This is a genomic window from Amycolatopsis eburnea (genome assembly GCF_003937945.1).
Lineage (GTDB): Bacteria > Actinomycetota > Actinomycetes > Mycobacteriales > Pseudonocardiaceae > Amycolatopsis > Amycolatopsis eburnea.
Genome location: NZ_RSEC01000010.1, coordinates 19159 through 35891, shown reverse-complemented (window position 1 = coordinate 35891; position 16733 = coordinate 19159). Strand labels below are relative to the sequence as shown.

Here is a 16733-nt window from a genome sequence, read left to right as displayed (position 1 = left end):
ACTCGCCGACACCGAACGGGACGCGGTAGCGGTCGCGGATCGGCCGCGGCCGCCACGCCTGCTGGACGTCGAAGGTCATCGGGTCGCCCGGGATGCCGAGCAGCTCCAGCAGCGACGGGTTGGACAGCAGCGGCTCTTCGTCGCCGACGTCCTGGCCCGCGGCGCCGCCGACCCGGTACGGCGAGATCAGCCGGGCCAGCGACTCGGTCTCGACCAGGCTCAGCGTGTCGGGGCGGCCGAACCACTCGACGCCGCCGGCGCTGCGGGCACCGAGCCGGTCGGCCTCCACGACGAGCCGGAGACCGCGGCGGGCGGCGAGGTTGCCGAGCGAGTCGGACAGGTCGATCAGCGTGACGCCGACCAGGCCCTCCTCCAGGATGATCTGCTCTTCGCGGGTCACCTCGGCGTCGTCGATGATGATGACGATGTGCGGCTGGTCCGGCGCCGGCGTGGCGTTGCGGGAGAACCGCTGGCGGTCACGGAGCTCTTCGTCGAGCCAGTTTTCGATCTGGGCCAGCGAGCCGGCCATCATGCGGAGCTGGCCGATGCCGTCCGACAGCGTCGGGTGCTGAGCGTGCGGCAGCCACTTCGCCCACTCCCACTCCTCCTTCGCGCGGCCCGCGGTGGCGACCGCGACCAGCACGTCGTCGGGGCTGTGGAAGGTGACCATCTGCGCGAGCATCGCGCGGGTCAGGCCGCGGGTCAGCGCCCGGTCGCCCTGCATGCTCACCGCGGCGAACCCGCGGAGGGTGATCTGGGTGGGCAGGTCCGGCACGATCGAGTGCGCGCGCACGAACCGGCGCAGCGCGAGGGTGGCGATCGGCTCCAGCTCGTCGACCGGCCCGGTCTGCGGCGGGACCAGCCGCGTCGCGAGGCGGTGCGAGCTGCGCCCGACGCGCAGGTGCAGGAAGTCCTGGTCGTTCTGGCGGCGCTCCCACATCCGGCGGCTGGCCGCGAGCGACCACAGCGACTGCGGATCGGGGTGCACCCATTCCAGGGCGGCGCGCTGGTCGACCATCGCCTCGCGGGCGCGGTCGCGCATCTGCCCCAGGTAGCGGAGGTAGTCCTTGCGGTCTTCGTCCATCTCGGCGCGCTTGGCGCCGCCGCCCTTGCCCCCACCGCCGGCCATCATCCCGAGCGTGCCGACGACCATCATGCCGCCCATGGCCATCATCATCGGGTTCCGGTTGCTGGCCTGGAACATGAAGACCATCATCCCGAGCGACGCGACGATCATGACGACCGGAAGCGCCTTCATCACGATGTTCCCGGGAATGACCCGGGGCACCTCGGGCGGCGGCTCGAGGTGCACCTCACCGCCCGGCGGACGCGGTGCCGCCAGCCGCGGCGACTTCTTGAACTGCAGCGTGCTCATCGAAGGACCCCTCATTCAAACTCGACGATGGCTGCCACCGCTTGGTGCGCAAGGTGCGCGAACAACCTATCGAACGTCCTGGCGGAATTCCGGCGGATGCCGCAACCGCCCACAGGTGTGGTCTCGCCCTCGTCCCGCGAGTGTACGGCCCGGCACCGACAGTAATGCCCCGTTCCGGCCGCTGACCTGGCCCTGCCGTGAATTCCGGACGCGCCGGGTGGGCCTGCGGTGTCGTGGACCGCCCTCACGACGTCCCGGCCGGGTGGCCGCTGACCTGGCCTTGCCGGTGAATTTCGGACGTTCCATGATGCCGGTGCCGGGGTTCGGTATAAGTTCCCCCGGGAGCAGTATCGACCGAGCGGGGGCAGTGCAGTGGCTACGGGCACGACAGTTTTCAGCAGGGTGACGGTCGTCGCGCCCTCCACGCGGATCGACGTGGCGCTGCCCGCCGACGTCGCGGTGGCCGACCTCCTGCCGATGCTGCTGGACATGGCGAAGGAGACCTCGCCCGACGGCGGGGCCCGCCACGGTGGCTGGGCGCTCGCGAAGCTCGGGGACGCGCCGCTCGACCCGAGCCGGACGCTGGCCTCGCTCGGCGTCGTCGACGGTGAGCTGCTGCAGCTGCGCAAGCGCAACGAGAACCCGCCGCCGCCGCTGTACGACGACGTCGTCGACGCCATCGCCGAGTCCTCCCCCGACAGCTTCCGCCCGTGGACCAAGGAGACGGCGAACCGCTTCGGGCACGTCGCGGGCGGGCTGGCGCTGTTCGCCGCCGCCGTCGCGCTGTTCATGAGCGGGTCGTTCTACGGCGGCAGCGCGCTCGGCGCGGCCATCGCGGGCGGCATCGGCGCGATCGCGTGCGTCGCGGTCGGCGCCACGCTCGCCAAGGGGTACCAGGCGGAAGCGACCGGCGTCCTGATCGCCGCGGCCGGCGGCCTGCCACTGGCGTTCGTCAGCGGCTTCTACATCGTGCCCGGCCTGTCCCTGCGGGCGAACCTGCTGCTCGGCGCGGTACTGGTGATGATCGTCGCGTCCGTCTGCATCATGGTCATCGGCGCCGGCATCACGACGTTCATCGCGGCCGCCACCGCCGGCACGTTCGGCGCGCTGGCCTTCCTCTTCGGCACGCTCATCGCGCACCCGGCCGCCGGCATCGCGGCCGGCACCGTCGCGGTCGCCCTCGCCTGCATCTCGATCCTGCCGCGCGCCACGATCTGGCTCGCGAAGCTGCCGCTGCCGCACGTCCCGGGCAGCGCGGAGGAGCTCAAGGAAGACTCCGGCTTCCCCGACTACCGCGCGATCGAGCGCCGCACGGCCATCGCGCACAACTACATGACCGGCCTGATGGTCGGCTGCGGCGCCACGGTCGCCATCTCCGCGGTCATCGCCGCGAGCGGGCCCGGCGCGTTCGGGATCATCCTCGGCGTCGTCGCGACGCTCGTCCTGCTCCTGCGCGCCCGCGCGTACGCCAACGGCAGCCAGGCCATCGCGCTGCTCACCACCGGCCTGGTGTCGGCGACCGGGATCGGCATCGGCTGGCTGGTCTCGGCGAGCGCCCAGAACCGCCTGCTCTACGTCTTCGGCGCGCTGGTCCTGCTCGCCGCCGGCGCGCTCGTGGTCGGCGTGATCTTCCCGAACCAGCGCTTCTCGCCGCCGCTGCGCCGGACCGTCGAGATCATCGAGGCGCTCTGCATCGCTTCGGTGCTCCCGCTCGCCCTGGGTGTGATGGACCTCTACACCACCCTGCGGCACCTGAACTTCAAGTGACCGGATCGGGTGAATCTCGGATGTCAGTGGCACGGCGGACCACGACGGCCTTGCTGGCCGGCACGATCGGCGTCCTCTCACCCCTGGCGATCGCGGTGCCGGGGTGGGCGCAGCAGTCCACCGACGGCTACTTCGCGACCCCGCCGCCGGTCGACATGAGCAAGCTGATCCCGGACGAGCGCAAGCCGGACAAGAGCTACAAGCAGTCGAAGGGCTGCGTGCAGCGCAGCCTCGGCGAGAACATCGTGCTCAAGAACCGGCCGTGGGGCCAGGAGTACCTGCAGCTGTCGAAGGCGCAGGACATCGTCAAGGCGGCCACCGGCGGCGGCGCGGGCAAGGGCGTCCGGGTCGCGGTGGTCGACACCGGCGTGACGCGCCACCCCTGGCTGCCCAACCTCCAGTCGGGCGGTGACTACGTCGCCCCGACGACGAAGAACCAGCCGCCGGGGCTCGAGGACTGCGACGGCCACGGCACCGAGGTCGCCGGCATCATCGCGGCCAAGCCGGACAACCCCGAGGTCGGGTTCGTCGGCGTCGCCCCGGACGCGACGATCGTGTCCTACCGCCAGCTCAGCGAGAACTACGAGCCCAACACCGAGACTTCGGCGCCGCCCCCGGCGTCCAGCACCGGCGGCACCCCGTCGTCGAGCACCAACCCGCCGTCCGGCACGCAGTCGTCGCTGCCGCCGAGCAACGGCGGTGGTGGCGGGAGCGGCGAGGGCGACCAGACCTCGCCCGGGCAGTCCAACGGCGGGCGCCAGCTGGAGAAGGCCGGCACCGCGGGCACGTTGAAGACGCTGGCCGAGATCATCCGCGGCATCGCCGAGCGCGGCGAAGCCGACATCATCAACATGTCGGTCGACAACTGCCGCCAAGCGACCGGGTCGATCACCGAAGGCGAGCAGCAGGTCCAGGCCGCCGTGCACTTCGCAGCGGAAAAGGGCATCGTGATCATCGCCGCCGCGGGCAACGCGACGGACACCTGCCCGCAGAACGACCAGCCCAACGCCCAGAAGCCGAAGACGATCGTGACGCCGCCGTGGTTCGCCGACGACGTCCTGTCGGTGGGCGCGATCGACGACACCGGTGGCGTCGCGCCGTTCAGCGTGCACGGCCCGTGGGTCGGCGTCGCCGCACCCGGCACGAAGATCATTTCGCTCGACCCCGCGGAAGGCTCCGGCGGCCTGGCGAACCTGACGTTCGAAAGCGGCGACAAGGCCAGCGAGATCCAGGGCACGAGCTTCGCCGCGCCGTACGTCGCCGGGCTGGCGGCGCTGGTGAAGGCGAAGTACCCGAACCTGAACGGGCGCGGCATCGTCAACCGCATCAAGGAAACGGCCCAGCACCCGGCCGCTCCCGGTGGGCGCGACAACTTCGTCGGCTTCGGCGTGATCGACCCGGTGGCGGCGCTGACCGCGACCCTGCCGTCCGAGGTCGGCGGCATGGCCCCGATCCCGTCGCAGCAGATGGCGCAGCTGCCGCCGGCCAACGACCGCAGCCCGACACCGGTGATCGTGGCGCTGGCCGGCACCGGCGGTGGCGTGGTGGCGCTGCTGATCACGCTGTTCGTGATGCACACGATCCGCCGCAACCGCCCGGCCGAGACCGGCCCGGCCCGCCGCTGAGGGTGGTGGCCCGCGCGGGCCACCACCTCACTGCGCCGGCGGCTTCTTCTGCTCCTGCGCCGGTTTCTCGTCCTCGCCGATCACCGGCGGGGCGACCAGACCGGGCTCCCCCAGCAGTTCCGACGTCTTCGTGACCGGCCGCGTCTTCGGCTGGCGCCGTCCCCCACCACCGCCGCCGAAAGCGCCGAAGCCCATCATCGGCATCATCGGGACGCCGGAGGACGTCGACTGGTTCGCCGCGTGGTCCGGGGCGGGCGCGGGCTGCGGGGTGTCGGCGGGCTGGGCGTTGTCGGGGGTGCCCGCGCCGGTGTGCTTGGGCTCCGCCGAGGACGGTGACGTGACCTCGTCCGACGACCCGGCCGAAGACGGCGTCGTCGTTTCCTCGGCCGCGGCGTCGTTCAACGCGCCGTCGTGCAGCTTGAACCGTTCCTGCGGGTAGCGGTGCCGGATCTCGATGCTCCGCGAAGCCGCGTCGGGGTCGTCGACGCCTTGGCAGAGCCGGTCGAACGCCTCCATGACGTCCCGCGCGGTCTCGTACAACGCCTTCGCCGACTCCTGCGTCTCCGCCAGCTGAACGCGCGCCCGCCGGGCACCGCCGCTCGGGAGGAGCATCGTCTCCGACGTCAGGTCGGCCGCGTCCACCAGGACTTCGACGAGGTCGACGACGACGTGGCGGACCGACTCGACCAGCTCGTCGAGCGCGCCCGCCAGGACGTTCAGCGCTTCCTGGAGGTCGCCGCCCGCCGCCCCGATCTCGCGGATGTAGGCCACGAACGAGTCCGCGTCGCGCCCCTCCCAGCCCGCGTCGAGGCGGCCGAGCTGGTCGTCGAGCCGCGCGGACACCTCGGCCGCGACGGAAGCCGCCTGGCGCAGGCGATCCGCTTCGGCGCCGAGGTCGGCCCAGCGGCCGAGCAGCGGGCGGAAGTACGTCTCGACGGGGTCGATGACGCCCAGCTGCCGCGAGAGGTCCGTGAGGTAGCCCAGGTACGGCTCGGCCGCCGCGGTGATGTCCTCGCCCTGCGGGACCGCCACCGCCACCGGCTGCTGCTTCGCCAAGGGGTGCGGGATGGACTCGGTGGAGCTTTCGGCGATCATCCTTCGAGCCTCCCGGCCCGCTTGATCAGCTCGGCGGCGTCGGCGTCCTGGCCGTCGTGGCGCACCGTGACCTGCCGCAGCGCCTCCGCGGCCGAGCGCAGGGCCTCCGCGCCGTCGGCCAGCTGGCGCCGCAGCGCACCGGCCGCGCGCCCGTACGACGCGCCGAGGCCGATCCCGGCCCCCAGCGCCCCGTAGGACTCCGCGGACACGCCTTCGCCCCCGACCTCGGCCGCCGCCGCGTCCAAGTCGCCCGCGGCCGCCTCGGCCGTCTTGGCGTACTCGGCGACGACGACGCCGTCCATCCTCAAGCCGACCACGGCGCACCTCCGCTCAGCTGTTGCGTCTGGGCGTGTGACGCCCGGGGCGGACCGGCGGTTCCGGTCAGTTCCCCGCCTGGGCGGTCGGCGTCGCGAACGAGCCGGCGTTCGGGTCGATCGGCACCGAGTCGAACTGCTTGAGCACGTCCTGGGTGTTGAGCGACGCCCCGGTCGGCAGCAGCCCGATGACCGACTCCGGCGCCGGCTGCCGGTTGTTCAGGCCGATCGCGTCCGCGGTCGCCGCGTCCGGGACGCTGTAGCGGATCCCGCGGTCGGAGATCAGCTGGATGGTGCCCTTGCCGAAGCTTTCCTTGCCGGTCGCGGACTGGACCACCGCGGCGAAGCCCGGCTTGAGGTAGAAGCCGTTGATCGGCACGCGGTTCGGGCCCGGCGTGGTCACCGTCATCGGGGTGAACTTGTCGCCGGTGCCCTTCTGACCCGGCAGCTGCGTGTCGACGTACACCGAGGTGTGCGCGTCCCGGTCCGCGCCGGAGCCGACCAGGGACCAGCCCAGGCAGGCGACCGAGGAGTTCTTCGTCGCGTCGAGGATCGTCGGGACCGAGCGCGGGAAGTCGTCGACCGCGATGTAGTCCTTGTCGGTCGGCTGCAGCACGCGCACGCCGGCCAGCTTGTCCAGGCCGAGCACCTGGATCTTGCCCGCGCTGCCGTTCTTCGCGACGCGGATGATGTCGGCGACCGCGTTGGAGACCTTCTGGATGCCGCCGGTGGTGATCGCCCAGTAGTCGGGCTGCGCGCCGGTCGGCTGGGTGGAGAAGACGTCACCGGCGGTCAGGCCGTCGAAGTCCGCCGGGGCCGGGCCGCTCGGGATCTGCGGCGGGGCCAGGCGGGCGACCTCCGGGATCGCGTTCAGCAGGCCCGGCGTGATCTTCCGCGGCGTCGGCGGCAGCTGCAGCGCCGTCCGGACGGCGTCGTTGGCGTTGTCGACGTCGATCTCCGCGCGCACGGTGTTGGCGTTCGGCCGGTTCCGCGAGCTCGGCAGCCGGTAGACGAGGTAGGTCTTGCCGTTGTCGGCCTTCGCCAGCAACGCTTCGTTTTCACCCAGTTCGGTGCCCAGACCGGTCGGCGCGATGCCGCCGAAGACGTAGGTGTTGGTCTTGCCGGTGTCGGGGTTCGGCAGCGACGGGTCGAGCTGGACCTGGTCGCACACCGCCCAATTCGGGGAAATGCGCTGCGAATCCGACGGGATCAGCTGCGGGCCGTCCGGAATTCCGGTGAGTTTGTCGCGCGGAATGGACTCCAGCTGGGCGTCCGAAACGACCGTGGGATTCTTCACACTCGCCGGGCTCGCCGCCGCGGGCGCGGCCGGAGCCGAGGTCGCGCCGCCGCTGCCCGCGCTCGACTGCTTCTGCTGCGCCAGCAGCAGGAGCCGCGCGGACGCGAGGTTGAAGGTGGGGATCAGCTTCTTCGGGTTGCCCGCCACGACGTAGACCGTGCCGGACTGCTCGCCGATCACGATGTTCCCGGCCTCCGGCACCGAAGGCGCCGGGCTGAGCAGGCCCCAGACGACGAACACGATCATGCCGAGCGCCCCCAGCACGACCCCCACGATGGTGGCCCTCGTGTGGGTGCGCATCGGGTCGTGCAGCATCACGGCGTCGCGCCGGACCAGCGCCGACTGCATCCTCCGTAGGACGAACTGATACGCCTGAACCTGAGACTTAGTCGTGGGTGTTGATGGCATTCTCGACCTACAGCTCTCCCCGTCGCGGTACGGTTCCGCAGGATAGCCGTACGGGGACCGTCTGGTGTGGGGTTTCTACCAACTCAAGCTAGTGTCGGACACCCCGGGACCCGGCTTCCGGGTACGCAGCAAGCACGAGGGGAAGAGAAAGCGCGGATGTCCGTCACCAACCCTCCACGTCCGCCTGGCCCGCCCGGGCCCCCGCCGCCCGGCCGCCAGCCGGGCCCGCCGCCGCGCCCGGGGAGACCCGGTGGTCCCGGCGGCCCGGGAGGACCTGGCGGCATCCCCGGTGGACCTGGCGGACCCGGTGGTCCCGGCATGCCCCCGCGCGGCCCCGGTGGACCCGGTCCCGGTGGTCCCGGTCCCGGTCCTGGCGGGCGCCCCGGTAGTCCTGGCGGCCCGAGTGGGCCTGGCGGCCCCGGTGGTCCCGGCGGGCCGAGCGGACCCGGCGGGCCTGGCGGTCCGAGTGGTCCCGGCGGCCCCGGTGGCCCGAGTGGGCCCGGCGGTCCCGGTGGCCCAGGTGGTCCCGGCGGCGGAGGCCCCGGCGGACCTGGCGGTCCCGGTGGCCCAGGTGGACCTGGCGGTCCCGGTGGCCCAGGTGGACCTGGTGGGCCTGGCGGCCCAGGTGGTCCCGGTGGCGGCGGACCTGGCGGCCCCGGCGGACCTGGCGGCGGAGGCCCCGGCGGTCCGGGCGGTCCTGGTAGCGGCGGTCCCGGCGGCGGCGGCCCGGGTGGGCCTGGCGGCGGCGGCCCGGGTGGGCCTGGCGGCGGCGGTCCCGGTGGACCCGGCGGCGGCGGACCTGGCGGCCCCGGCGGTCCCGGCGGCTCGGGCGGCCCCCAAGGCGCCGAAGACGGCCCCAGCCCCACTCCCCCCTCCGGCGCGACACGCCTCGCCGCACCGGCGCGGCGCCGCTCGTCCGGCGTCAACCTCGGCCCGCTCCCCGTGGCGAACCTCGTCGTGCTCGAGGTCGGCCTCGCCATCGGGCTGGTGCTGCTCGCGATCGACATGTCGCTCAAGTACGTCGGGATCGGCATCGTCGGCCTCGCCCTCATCGTCGCGCTGCTGCGCTGGCGCGGGCGCTGGTTCACCCAGTGGGTCGGGCTGACGCTGCGCTACTCGTTCCGGTCCCACGACCGGATCGCGAACCCGCTGCCGCCGAGCACCGTCGAGGAGCTGGCGGCCGAAGAGACCGCCGTGACCGGGCCGGACGACGCCCGCGTGAACCTGCTCCGCATCGCGGTGCCGGACCTCGTCGTGGCGCACGGCGTCGACCACGAACGCCAGCAGGTCGGCCTCGCCTGGAACGACGGCACGTGGACGGCGGTGCTGCTCGTCGAGCCGACGCCGGCGTTGATCACCCAGGCGGGTGGCGCGCCGAGCCTGCCGCTGTCGGCGCTCGCCCCGTGCCTCGAAGACCGCGGCGTGGTCCTCGACTCCATCCAGATGATCTGGCACTGCTACCCGGGCAGCGCGGCGCTGCCGTCGGACTCGCCGGCCCTCAGCTCGTACATGGAGGTGCTCGGTCCGCTGCCCGCGGCGGCGCGGCGGACGACGTGGGTCGCGATCCGGCTGGACCCGAAGCGCTGCCCGGCGGCGATCCGGGAGCGCGGCGGCGGCGTCGTCGGCGCCCACCGCGCGCTGATCGGCGCGCTTTCGCGGGTGCGCAACGCGCTCGAGTCACAGGGCGTGCCGACGCGGCCGCTCGACCCGGACGAGCTGCTGCGGGCCGGGATCTCGGCCGCCGAGCTCACCGCCGTCGCCGGTTCGCCGAACAAGGTCACGCTGCAGGAACGCTGGTCCGGGGTGACCGCGGCCGGCATCGGCCACGCGAGCTACGCGATCACCGGCTGGCCGAAGGGCAAGATCTCCGGCAGCCTCGACTCGCTCACGAGCGTGCGCGCGCTGTCGGCGACGCTCGCGATGTCGATTTCCCCGGCGTCCGAGGAAGGCAAGATCGGACTGCGCGGCGTGGTCCGGGTCAGCGCGCGCAACCCGCGTGAGCTCGACGCCGCCGACCAGCGGCTGAACGCGCTGTCCGAGCGGCTGGGCGTGGACCTGACCCCGTTGCGCGGGCTGCAGGTCTCCGCGTTCGCCGCGACGCTGCCGATCGGAGGTACGGCATGACTTCCCGCGTCCGCGACGCCGGGCAGAACACCGGGGTGTCGCCGGAGTTCACCGTGGACCCCGCGATGCTCGACGCGATCAGCCCCTCGGGCGACCGCGGCGGCATCGTGCTCGGCTCGGGCCTCAAGGGCGAGCCGCTGACCATCTCGGCGCTGCGCTCGACCCCGACGCGGATCGTGCTGGTGGGCGGGCTGTACCTGGCCCGCCAGGTGGCGATGCGCGCGATGGCGGTCGGCGCGTGGGTCGTGGTGGCGACGGGACGTCCGACCGAGTGGCAGGTGCTCTCCCGCGCGGCCGGCAGCCGCGACGGGCGGCCGTCCCCGCTGGTGCAGATCCGCCGGCTGTCCCCGGTCGAGCTGCCGAGGCCGTCGGAGGACGCGCCGCTGCTGGTCGTCACCGACGGCGGCCCGACCCCGCAGGACCTCTTCCCGCCCCGGTCGCCGTGGCAGACGACGATCTACGTCCTCCCGTACCTGCACCCGCAGGCGGGCGCGACGGCCAACGCGGCGGACCTGGTCCTGATGCAGCGCCTCCCGGCGGGCCAGGCCGAGCTGGCGGCCCGCATCTGGCGCCTGCCGCCGCAGATGATGCGGCAGCTGACGACGTTGAAGGACGACCAGGTGGTCGCGCTGGGCCGCAACCTCTGGCGCCCCCTGCGCCTGGTCACGACGGGCAAGGAGCAGCAGCTCCTCGGCCCGGTCCGCCGCGGCGACTGACACGCTCCCAGGTAAAGCCGTGAAGGCCTCCTTACCGGCTCTTATGGCCGGTAAGGAGGCCTTCACGGCTTTTGGCTAGGGCGCGGTGCGGAGGTTGCGGGTTTGGTCCGCGCGGGCCGCGAGTTCGGCGTCCGGCGGGTAGTCCACGCCCAGGAGGGTGAGGCCGTGGGCCGGGGCGACGGCGCTGTCGCGGATGCCGCTCTCCAGCACCTTCGCCGGCCACGCGTCCGTGCGGCGGCCGTCGCCGACCAGCAGGAGCACGCCCACCAGGCTGCGGACCATCGAGTGGCAGAACGCGTCCGCCGAGACCTCGACCTCCAGCAGGTGCTCGTCCACCCGGGTCCACACGAGACGCTGCAGCTCGCGGATCGTCGTTCCCGTGTCACGCTGCTTGCAGTACGCCGCGAAGTCGTTGAGCCCCAGCAGCTGGGCAGCGGCCGCGTTCATCGCGTCCGTCGAAAGTGGACGGTTCCACGCCAGGGTGTCGTGGCGGCGCAACGGGTCGACGCCCCACGGCGCGTCCGAGACCCGGTAGCGGTAGTGCCGGCGGATCGCCGAGAAGCGCGCGTCGAAACCCTCGGGCGCGATCCGGGCGCCCAGGACCCGGACGTCGCCGGGCAGGAGGCGGTTCCAGCGGCCCGTCATGCGCGCCAGGTCCGGGATGCCCTCCGGGGACACGGGAATCCGGCCGGACGGCGAAGTGAGCGGGACGACGTCGACGTGCACCACCTGACCGGTCGCGTGCACGCCGGCGTCCGTGCGGCCCGCCACCACGACGGACTTCGGCACCGACGCCCCGGGTGGCTGGCGCTGCAGCGCCTCCTCCAAGAGCCCCTGGACGGTCCGGCGGCCGGGCTGGCGGGCCCAGCCCGAGAAGTCCGTGCCGTCGTAGGAGACGTCCAGGCGCAGACGAACGAGCCCGCCCTCCCCAGCGGGAGTGGCGGGCTCGTCCGGTGTCTTTCCAGCCGTCAGGACGTCAGTCCTTCTTGGCGTCCGCGTCGGCGTCGTCCGAAGCCGGGGCCTCGGTCTCGGCGGCAGCGGCGGTGTCCTCGGCCGGAGCCTCCTCGGCGGCGGGCGCCTCGGTGGTGGTCTCCTCGGCGACCGGGGCGGCGGCCTTCTCGTCCTTGGCGAACTTCGTCTTGCGAGCGCGCTCGGCTTCCGAAGTCACCGTCTTCTCCGGGACCAGCTCGATGACCGCCATCTTGGCGTTGTCGCCCTTGCGCGGCATCGTCTTGGTGATCCGGGTGTAGCCGCCCGCCCGCTCCGCGAAGTGCGGACCGATCTCGGCGAACAGCTTGTGCACGACGTCCTTGTCACGGACGACCTTCTGCACCTGACGGCGGTTGTGCAGGTCGCCCCGCTTCGCCTTCGTGATCAGCTTCTCGGCCAGCGGGCGGACCCGCTTCGCCTTCGCCTCGGTCGTCGTGATCTTGCCGTGCTCGAACAGCTGCGTGGCCAGGTTGGCCAGGATCAGCCGCTCGTGCGCGGACGACCCGCCGAGCCGGGCTCCCTTGGTAGGGGTGGGCATTGGTTCTCCTAGTTCAGCTCACAGCGTCCAGGCACGCGGCCTCAGAGCTGCTCGGTCTCTGCGTAGTCCTGGCCATCGTCGTGGCCGTCCGAAATCCCGTCGGCGATGCCACCGACACCCTCCGACCAGCCTTCACCGTCGTAGCTGGCGGCAGCCGCGGTCGGGTCGAACCCGGGCGGGCTGTCCTTCAGCGCGAGGCCGAGGCCGACGAGCTTGAGCTTGACCTCGTCGATCGACTTGGCGCCGAAGTTGCGGATGTCGAGCAGGTCCGCCTCGCTGCGCGAGACGAGCTCGCCCACCGTGTGGATGCCCTCGCGCTTCAGGCAGTTGTACGACCGGACGGTGAGGTCCAGGTCCTCGATCGGCATCGCGTAGGCGGCGATGGTGTCCGCCTCCTGCGGCGACGGGCCGATCTCGATGCCCTCGGCGTCGACGTTCAGCTCGCGGGCGAGACCGAACAGCTCCACCAGCGTCTTGCCGGCCGACGCGACCGCGTCGCGCGGCGTGATCGACGGCTTGGTCTCGACGTCCAGGATCAGCTTGTCGAAGTCGGTGCGCTGCTCGACACGGGTGGCCTCGACCTTGTAGGTCACCTTGAGCACCGGCGAGTAGATCGAGTCGACCGGGATCCGGCCGATCTCCGCGCCCGCCTGCTTGTTCTGCAGGGCCGGAACGTAACCGCGGCCGCGCTCGACGACGAGCTCGATCTCGAGCTTGCCCTTGCCGTTCAGCGACGCGATGTGCAGATCCGGGTTGTGCACGGTGACACCCGCCGGCGGCACGATGTCGGCCGCCGTGACCTCACCCGGGCCCTGCTTGCGCAGGTACATGGTGACCGGCTCGTCCTCTTCCGAGGACACCACGAGCTCCTTGAGGTTCAGGATGATGTCGGTGACGTCTTCCTTCACCCCGGGAACGGTGGTGAACTCGTGCAGCACGCCGTCGATGCGGATGCTCGTCACGGCCGCGCCCGGGATGGACGACAGCAGCGTGCGACGCAGCGAGTTGCCGAGCGTGTAGCCGAAGCCGGGCTCCAGCGGTTCGATGGTGAACCGGGAGCGGGTCTCGTTGACCGTCTCTTCGCCGAGAGCCGGCCGCTGGGAAATCAGCATTTCTTCCTAGTTCCTTTCCAGACGACGCCCGCCATATGACGTCGAAGGGATGGCGCGGCGGCGGCGCACCTTGGGCGCCGCCGCCCGTACTCCAGCCGGGGCCGGACTACTTCGAGTAGAGCTCGACGATCAGCTGTTCCTGAACCGGAACGTCGATCTGCGCACGCTCCGGGAGCTGGTGGACCAGCACGCGGAGGTTGGACTGGACGACCTGCAGCCACGCCGGGATGGGGCGCTCGCCGAAGGACTCCTTCGCCGCCACGAACGGCAGCATGCCCATGGACTTCGGCCGCACGTCGATGATGTCCCACTTGGTGACCTGGAACGACGGGACGTTCACCTTCTGGCCGTTGACCAGGAAGTGGCCGTGGCTCACCAGCTGGCGCGCCTGGCGGCGCGTGCGGGCGATGCCGGCGCGGTAGATCACGTTGTCCAGGCGGGACTCGAGGATCTGCAGCAGGTTCTCACCGGTCTTGCCCGGACGCCGGACGGCTTCCTTGTAGTACCGGACGAACTGGCGCTCGAGCACGCCGTAGGTGTAGCGAGCCTTCTGCTTCTCCTGCGACTGCAGGAGGTACTCGGACTCCTTGATGCGCCCGCGGCCGTGCTGGCCCGGCGGGTAGGGGCGACGCTCGAAAGCCTGGTCGCCGCCGATGAGGTCAACCTTGAGGCGACGCGAAATACGCGTCGCGGGGCCGGTGTAACGAGCCATTTCTTCTTACTCCTCCCCGTTCCTCAGACCCGGCGCCGCTTGGGCGGGCGGCAGCCGTTGTGAGGCTGCGGGGTCACGTCCTGGATGGTGCCGACCTCGAGGCCGGCCGCCTGCAGCGAGCGGATCGCCGTCTCGCGGCCCGAACCCGGGCCCTTCACGAAGACGTCGACCTTCTTCATGCCGTGCTCAGCGGCCTTGCGGGCAGCGTTCTCGGCGGCCATCTGCGCGGCGAACGGGGTGGACTTGCGCGAGCCCTTGAAGCCCACGTGACCACTCGACGCCCACGCGATCACGGCACCGGTCGGGTCCGTGATCGAGACGATGGTGTTGTTGAAGGTGCTCTTGATGTGCGCGTGACCGTGCGCGACATTCTTCTTTTCCTTGCGGCGGACCTTCTTGGCCCCGGCCGCAGTACGAGACTTCGGTGGCATGTTCTGAGGGTTCTCCTGTTAGCGCGCGTTCTCTTGGTGAGCGGCGACCGCTTCGGCCTGGCCGCGCCGGATGATCGAACCGGCGTCGGTGTACAGGTTGCGGAGCGCCATCGGGCGGGCGTAGAGCGCCTTGGGCGAGACACAAGCCGAGCCGCGGCGGTGAACGCCACCCATCTGCACGACCTTCTTGCCCTGGACGCTCACTTCTTGCCAGCCTTCTTCTTGCCGGCGACCGTCTTCTTCGGACCCTTGCGGGTACGGGCGTTGGTCTTCGTGCGCTGCCCGCGGACGGGAAGTCCGCGGCGCCAGCGAAGGCCCTCGTAGCACCCGATCTCGATCTTCCGACGGATGTCGGCGTTCACCTCGCGGCGAAGGTCACCCTCGACCTTGAAGTTCTCTTCGATGTACGTACGCAGCTTGGCGAGGTCGTCATCGCTGAGGTCTTTGACGCGGGTGTCCGCGTTCAGCTCGGCAGCCTTGATGAGCTGCTTCGAGCGGGTACGGCCGATGCCGTAGATGTACGTAAGCGCGATCTCCAACCGCTTCTCGCGGGGGAGGTCTACGCCAGCGAGTCGTGCCATTGGCGCTGATGCTCCTTCATTGAATTCGTCTTCAGGTCTGCTCCCCGTCCGGTTCCGGGACCGACTCGCCTGTCGTGCCCTCGGCTTGCGCCTCGGGTGTCCCAGCCCCGGCCTGAAGTCCGGGGGTGAACCAGGTCGTTCGCACGACCTGGCAGGTGCGGGGAGGTTGTGTAGCCGTCAATCCACTCTGGTCGAGTGCTGGGTAATCAGCCCTGCCGCTGCTTGTGCCGCAGGTTCTCGCAGATCACCATGATCCGGCCGTGGCGGCGGATCACCTTGCACTTGTCGCAGATCTTCTTGACGCTCGGCTGGACCTTCACGTCTTCTGCTCTCCTGCTTCTGAGCTGCTCTTCGTGATCACTTGTAGCGGTAGACGATGCGACCACGAGAGAGGTCGTAGGGCGAGAGCTCCACGACAACCCTGTCCTCCGGCAGGATGCGGATGTAGTGCTGCCGCATCTTGCCGCTGATGTGTGCCAGGACCTTGTGACCGTTCTCCAACTCGACGCGGAACATCGCGTTGGGGAGCGGCTCGACTACGCGGCCTTCGACCTCGATGGCCCCGTCTTTCTTCGCCATGTCCTCCGCATTTCCGTTGTCAACAGCGTCTGTCGCCACACCCGTGACCACCCTGAGCACTAGTGCCGGGTTTGGGGTGGTGCGTGGCACACTGGTGCCCGACTCCCAAGATCGTGAATTCACGAGCGCGCAGGATCCGGGCGCGATAAGTGCGCCGACTTGACAGTGTACGCATGCCGTGTCGCGACCCCCAAACCGGGGGTGACCATGCTAAAGGACCGTGCAGGTGGACGTGATCGCGATCACCACGTGTGGGTGAACGCGCAGGTCAGGTGTCTTCCGGAGCGGTGAGCACCCAGGGGCCGTCTTCGGTGATCGCGACGGTGTGCTCCCAGTGCGCCGCGCGGGAGCCGTCGGCCGTCACGACCGTCCAGCCGTCGTCCAGCTCGCGGGTCTCCCCGCCGCCGCCGGTCAGCATCGGCTCGATCGCCAGCGCCATGCCGGGCTTGAGGCGGGGGCCCTTGCCGGGCTTGCCGACGTTCGGCAGGAACGGGTCCATGTGCATCTGCCGGCCGATGCCGTGGCCGCCGTACTCGAGGATCATCCCGTACTCGATGCCGTCGTCGCGGCCCGCGCGTTCGGCGGCCGACTGGACGGCGTACGAGATGTCGGTCAACCGGCCGCCGGCGCTGACCGCCTCGATGCCGGCCCACATCGCCGCCTCGGTCGCCGCGGAGAGCGCCAGGTCGGCGTCGGAGACGTCGCCGATGGCCAGCGTCACGGCGGAGTCGCCGTGCCAGCCGTCGAGGATCGCCCCGCAGTCGACGGAGATGATGTCGCCGTCGGCCAGCACCTGCGTCTTCGCCGGGATGCCGTGGACGATCTGCTCGTTCACCGACGCGCAGATCGACGCCGGGAAGCCGTGGTAGCCCTTGAACGACGGGACCGCGCCGGCGTCCCGGATCGTCTGCTCGGCCAGCTCGTCGAGCTCGGCGGTGCTGACGCCCGGCTTCGCCGCGGCGCGGACGGCCGCCAGGGTGCGGGCGACGACGAGACCCGCCGCCCGCATCGCCTGCAGCTCGTCCGGGGTCTTGACCTCGATCATGCGCCCGCGGCGGAGCACTTGCAG

General features: G+C 71.3%; 18 protein-coding genes and 1 pseudogene. 4 read left to right on the top strand and 15 right to left on the bottom strand.

Annotated features, from left to right (window positions below):
• A pseudogene (locus EIY87_RS03150) lies at positions 1-1375 on the bottom strand (type VII secretion protein EccC); the annotation flags it as partial.
• A gap of 402 nt (positions 1376-1777) precedes the next feature.
• On the opposite strand from EIY87_RS03150, the gene eccD reads away from it, so the two are divergent.
• Both eccD and EIY87_RS03140 read left to right on the top strand, forming a co-directional pair.
• Positions 1778-3142, top strand: a complete 1365-nt coding sequence (gene eccD, locus EIY87_RS03145; RefSeq protein ID WP_125306126.1) for a type VII secretion integral membrane protein EccD — start codon at positions 1778-1780, stop codon at positions 3140-3142.
• Between the two features lie 20 nt (positions 3143-3162).
• A complete protein-coding gene (locus tag EIY87_RS03140; protein ID WP_125306125.1) occupies positions 3163-4767 on the top strand; it encodes a S8 family serine peptidase in 1605 nt (534 codons plus the stop codon).
• A 27-nt stretch (positions 4768-4794) separates the two neighbouring features.
• On the opposite strand, the gene EIY87_RS03135 is transcribed toward EIY87_RS03140, so the two are convergent.
• The 4 genes from EIY87_RS03135 to EIY87_RS47545 all read right to left on the bottom strand — a co-directional run bounded on the left by EIY87_RS03135 (position 4795) and on the right by EIY87_RS47545 (position 8767).
• Positions 4795-5862, bottom strand: coding sequence for a WXG100 family type VII secretion target (locus EIY87_RS03135; RefSeq protein ID WP_125306124.1), 1068 nt, complete (start codon positions 5860-5862; stop codon positions 4795-4797).
• Positions 5859-6179: a hypothetical protein gene (locus tag EIY87_RS03130; protein ID WP_225439663.1), complete on the bottom strand. Its 321-nt coding sequence runs from the start codon at positions 6177-6179 to the stop codon at positions 5859-5861. The genes EIY87_RS03135 and EIY87_RS03130 overlap by 4 nt, the downstream gene beginning before the upstream one ends.
• A gap of 64 nt (positions 6180-6243) precedes the next feature.
• Entirely contained in the window at positions 6244-7881 is a 1638-nt protein-coding gene (eccB, locus tag EIY87_RS03125) for a type VII secretion protein EccB (protein WP_125306123.1), read from the bottom strand.
• Positions 7882-8044: 163 nt separating this feature from the next.
• A complete protein-coding gene (locus tag EIY87_RS47545; RefSeq protein WP_158641277.1) occupies positions 8045-8767 on the bottom strand; it encodes a hypothetical protein in 723 nt (240 codons plus the stop codon).
• Positions 8768-8823: 56 nt separating this feature from the next.
• Between EIY87_RS47545 and eccE the strand changes: the two genes are divergently transcribed.
• Together eccE and EIY87_RS03110 are read left to right on the top strand one after the other, a co-directional pair.
• Positions 8824-10005 carry a type VII secretion protein EccE gene (gene eccE / locus EIY87_RS03115; protein ID WP_125306130.1) on the top strand — a complete coding sequence of 394 codons (1182 nt, stop codon included), beginning with the start codon at positions 8824-8826 and terminating at the stop codon, positions 10003-10005.
• On the top strand, positions 10002-10721 hold the full coding sequence (locus EIY87_RS03110; RefSeq protein ID WP_086862313.1) for a hypothetical protein: 720 nt from the start codon (positions 10002-10004) through the stop codon (positions 10719-10721). The genes eccE and EIY87_RS03110 overlap by 4 nt, the downstream gene beginning before the upstream one ends.
• A gap of 75 nt (positions 10722-10796) precedes the next feature.
• On the opposite strand, the gene truA is transcribed toward EIY87_RS03110, so the two are convergent.
• From truA to map, 10 genes are all read right to left on the bottom strand, one after another.
• A complete protein-coding gene (truA, locus tag EIY87_RS03105) occupies positions 10797-11624 on the bottom strand; it encodes a tRNA pseudouridine(38-40) synthase TruA (protein ID WP_125306122.1) in 828 nt (275 codons plus the stop codon).
• A 73-nt stretch (positions 11625-11697) separates the two neighbouring features.
• A complete protein-coding gene (rplQ, locus tag EIY87_RS03100) occupies positions 11698-12249 on the bottom strand; it encodes a 50S ribosomal protein L17 (RefSeq protein ID WP_125306121.1) in 552 nt (183 codons plus the stop codon).
• Positions 12250-12290: 41 nt separating this feature from the next.
• The gene (locus EIY87_RS03095; protein ID WP_004558887.1) at positions 12291-13361 is read right to left on the bottom strand and encodes a DNA-directed RNA polymerase subunit alpha; all 1071 of its coding nucleotides are present in this window, start codon (positions 13359-13361) and stop codon (positions 12291-12293) included.
• Positions 13362-13467: 106 nt separating this feature from the next.
• On the bottom strand, positions 13468-14073 hold the full coding sequence (rpsD, locus tag EIY87_RS03090; protein WP_125306120.1) for a 30S ribosomal protein S4: 606 nt from the start codon (positions 14071-14073) through the stop codon (positions 13468-13470).
• 23 nt (positions 14074-14096) lie between these two features.
• A complete protein-coding gene (rpsK, locus tag EIY87_RS03085) occupies positions 14097-14504 on the bottom strand; it encodes a 30S ribosomal protein S11 (protein ID WP_004558885.1) in 408 nt (135 codons plus the stop codon).
• Between the two features lie 18 nt (positions 14505-14522).
• Positions 14523-14708 carry a hypothetical protein gene (locus tag EIY87_RS03080; RefSeq protein ID WP_004558884.1) on the bottom strand — a complete coding sequence of 62 codons (186 nt, stop codon included), beginning with the start codon at positions 14706-14708 and terminating at the stop codon, positions 14523-14525.
• Positions 14705-15085 (bottom strand): 30S ribosomal protein S13, encoded by a 381-nt coding sequence (gene rpsM, locus EIY87_RS03075; RefSeq protein WP_004558883.1) that lies wholly within the window; start codon positions 15083-15085, stop codon positions 14705-14707. Before rpsM ends, EIY87_RS03080 begins: the two co-directional genes overlap by 4 nt.
• A gap of 206 nt (positions 15086-15291) precedes the next feature.
• Positions 15292-15405, bottom strand: a complete 114-nt coding sequence (gene rpmJ / locus EIY87_RS03070) for a 50S ribosomal protein L36 (protein ID WP_004558882.1) — start codon at positions 15403-15405, stop codon at positions 15292-15294.
• Between the two features lie 37 nt (positions 15406-15442).
• Entirely contained in the window at positions 15443-15664 is a 222-nt protein-coding gene (infA, locus tag EIY87_RS03065; RefSeq protein WP_004558881.1) for a translation initiation factor IF-1, read from the bottom strand.
• A 268-nt stretch (positions 15665-15932) separates the two neighbouring features.
• Positions 15933-16709, bottom strand: coding sequence for a type I methionyl aminopeptidase (gene map, locus EIY87_RS03060; RefSeq protein ID WP_125306129.1), 777 nt, complete (start codon positions 16707-16709; stop codon positions 15933-15935).
• Positions 16710-16733: the final 24 nt, after the last annotated feature.

What these genes read in the sequence shown, in the direction of transcription:
- EIY87_RS03140 (WP_125306125.1), top strand. Translation starts at nt 3,163, where the DNA reads ATGTCAGTGGCACGGCGGACCACGACGGCCTTGCTGGCCGGCACGATC.
- map (WP_125306129.1), bottom strand. Translation starts at nt 16,709, where the DNA reads ATGATCGAGGTCAAGACCCCGGACGAGCTGCAGGCGATGCGGGCGGCG.
- EIY87_RS03110 (WP_086862313.1), top strand. Translation starts at nt 10,002, where the DNA reads ATGACTTCCCGCGTCCGCGACGCCGGGCAGAACACCGGGGTGTCGCCG.
- EIY87_RS03135 (WP_125306124.1), bottom strand. Translation starts at nt 5,862, where the DNA reads ATGATCGCCGAAAGCTCCACCGAGTCCATCCCGCACCCCTTGGCGAAG.
- rplQ (WP_125306121.1), bottom strand. Translation starts at nt 12,249, where the DNA reads ATGCCCACCCCTACCAAGGGAGCCCGGCTCGGCGGGTCGTCCGCGCAC.
- infA (WP_004558881.1), bottom strand. Translation starts at nt 15,664, where the DNA reads ATGGCGAAGAAAGACGGGGCCATCGAGGTCGAAGGCCGCGTAGTCGAG.
- EIY87_RS03095 (WP_004558887.1), bottom strand. Translation starts at nt 13,361, where the DNA reads ATGCTGATTTCCCAGCGGCCGGCTCTCGGCGAAGAGACGGTCAACGAG.
- rpsM (WP_004558883.1), bottom strand. Translation starts at nt 15,085, where the DNA reads ATGGCACGACTCGCTGGCGTAGACCTCCCCCGCGAGAAGCGGTTGGAG.
- eccB (WP_125306123.1), bottom strand. Translation starts at nt 7,881, where the DNA reads ATGCCATCAACACCCACGACTAAGTCTCAGGTTCAGGCGTATCAGTTC.
- rpsD (WP_125306120.1), bottom strand. Translation starts at nt 14,073, where the DNA reads ATGGCTCGTTACACCGGCCCCGCGACGCGTATTTCGCGTCGCCTCAAG.
- rpsK (WP_004558885.1), bottom strand. Translation starts at nt 14,504, where the DNA reads ATGCCACCGAAGTCTCGTACTGCGGCCGGGGCCAAGAAGGTCCGCCGC.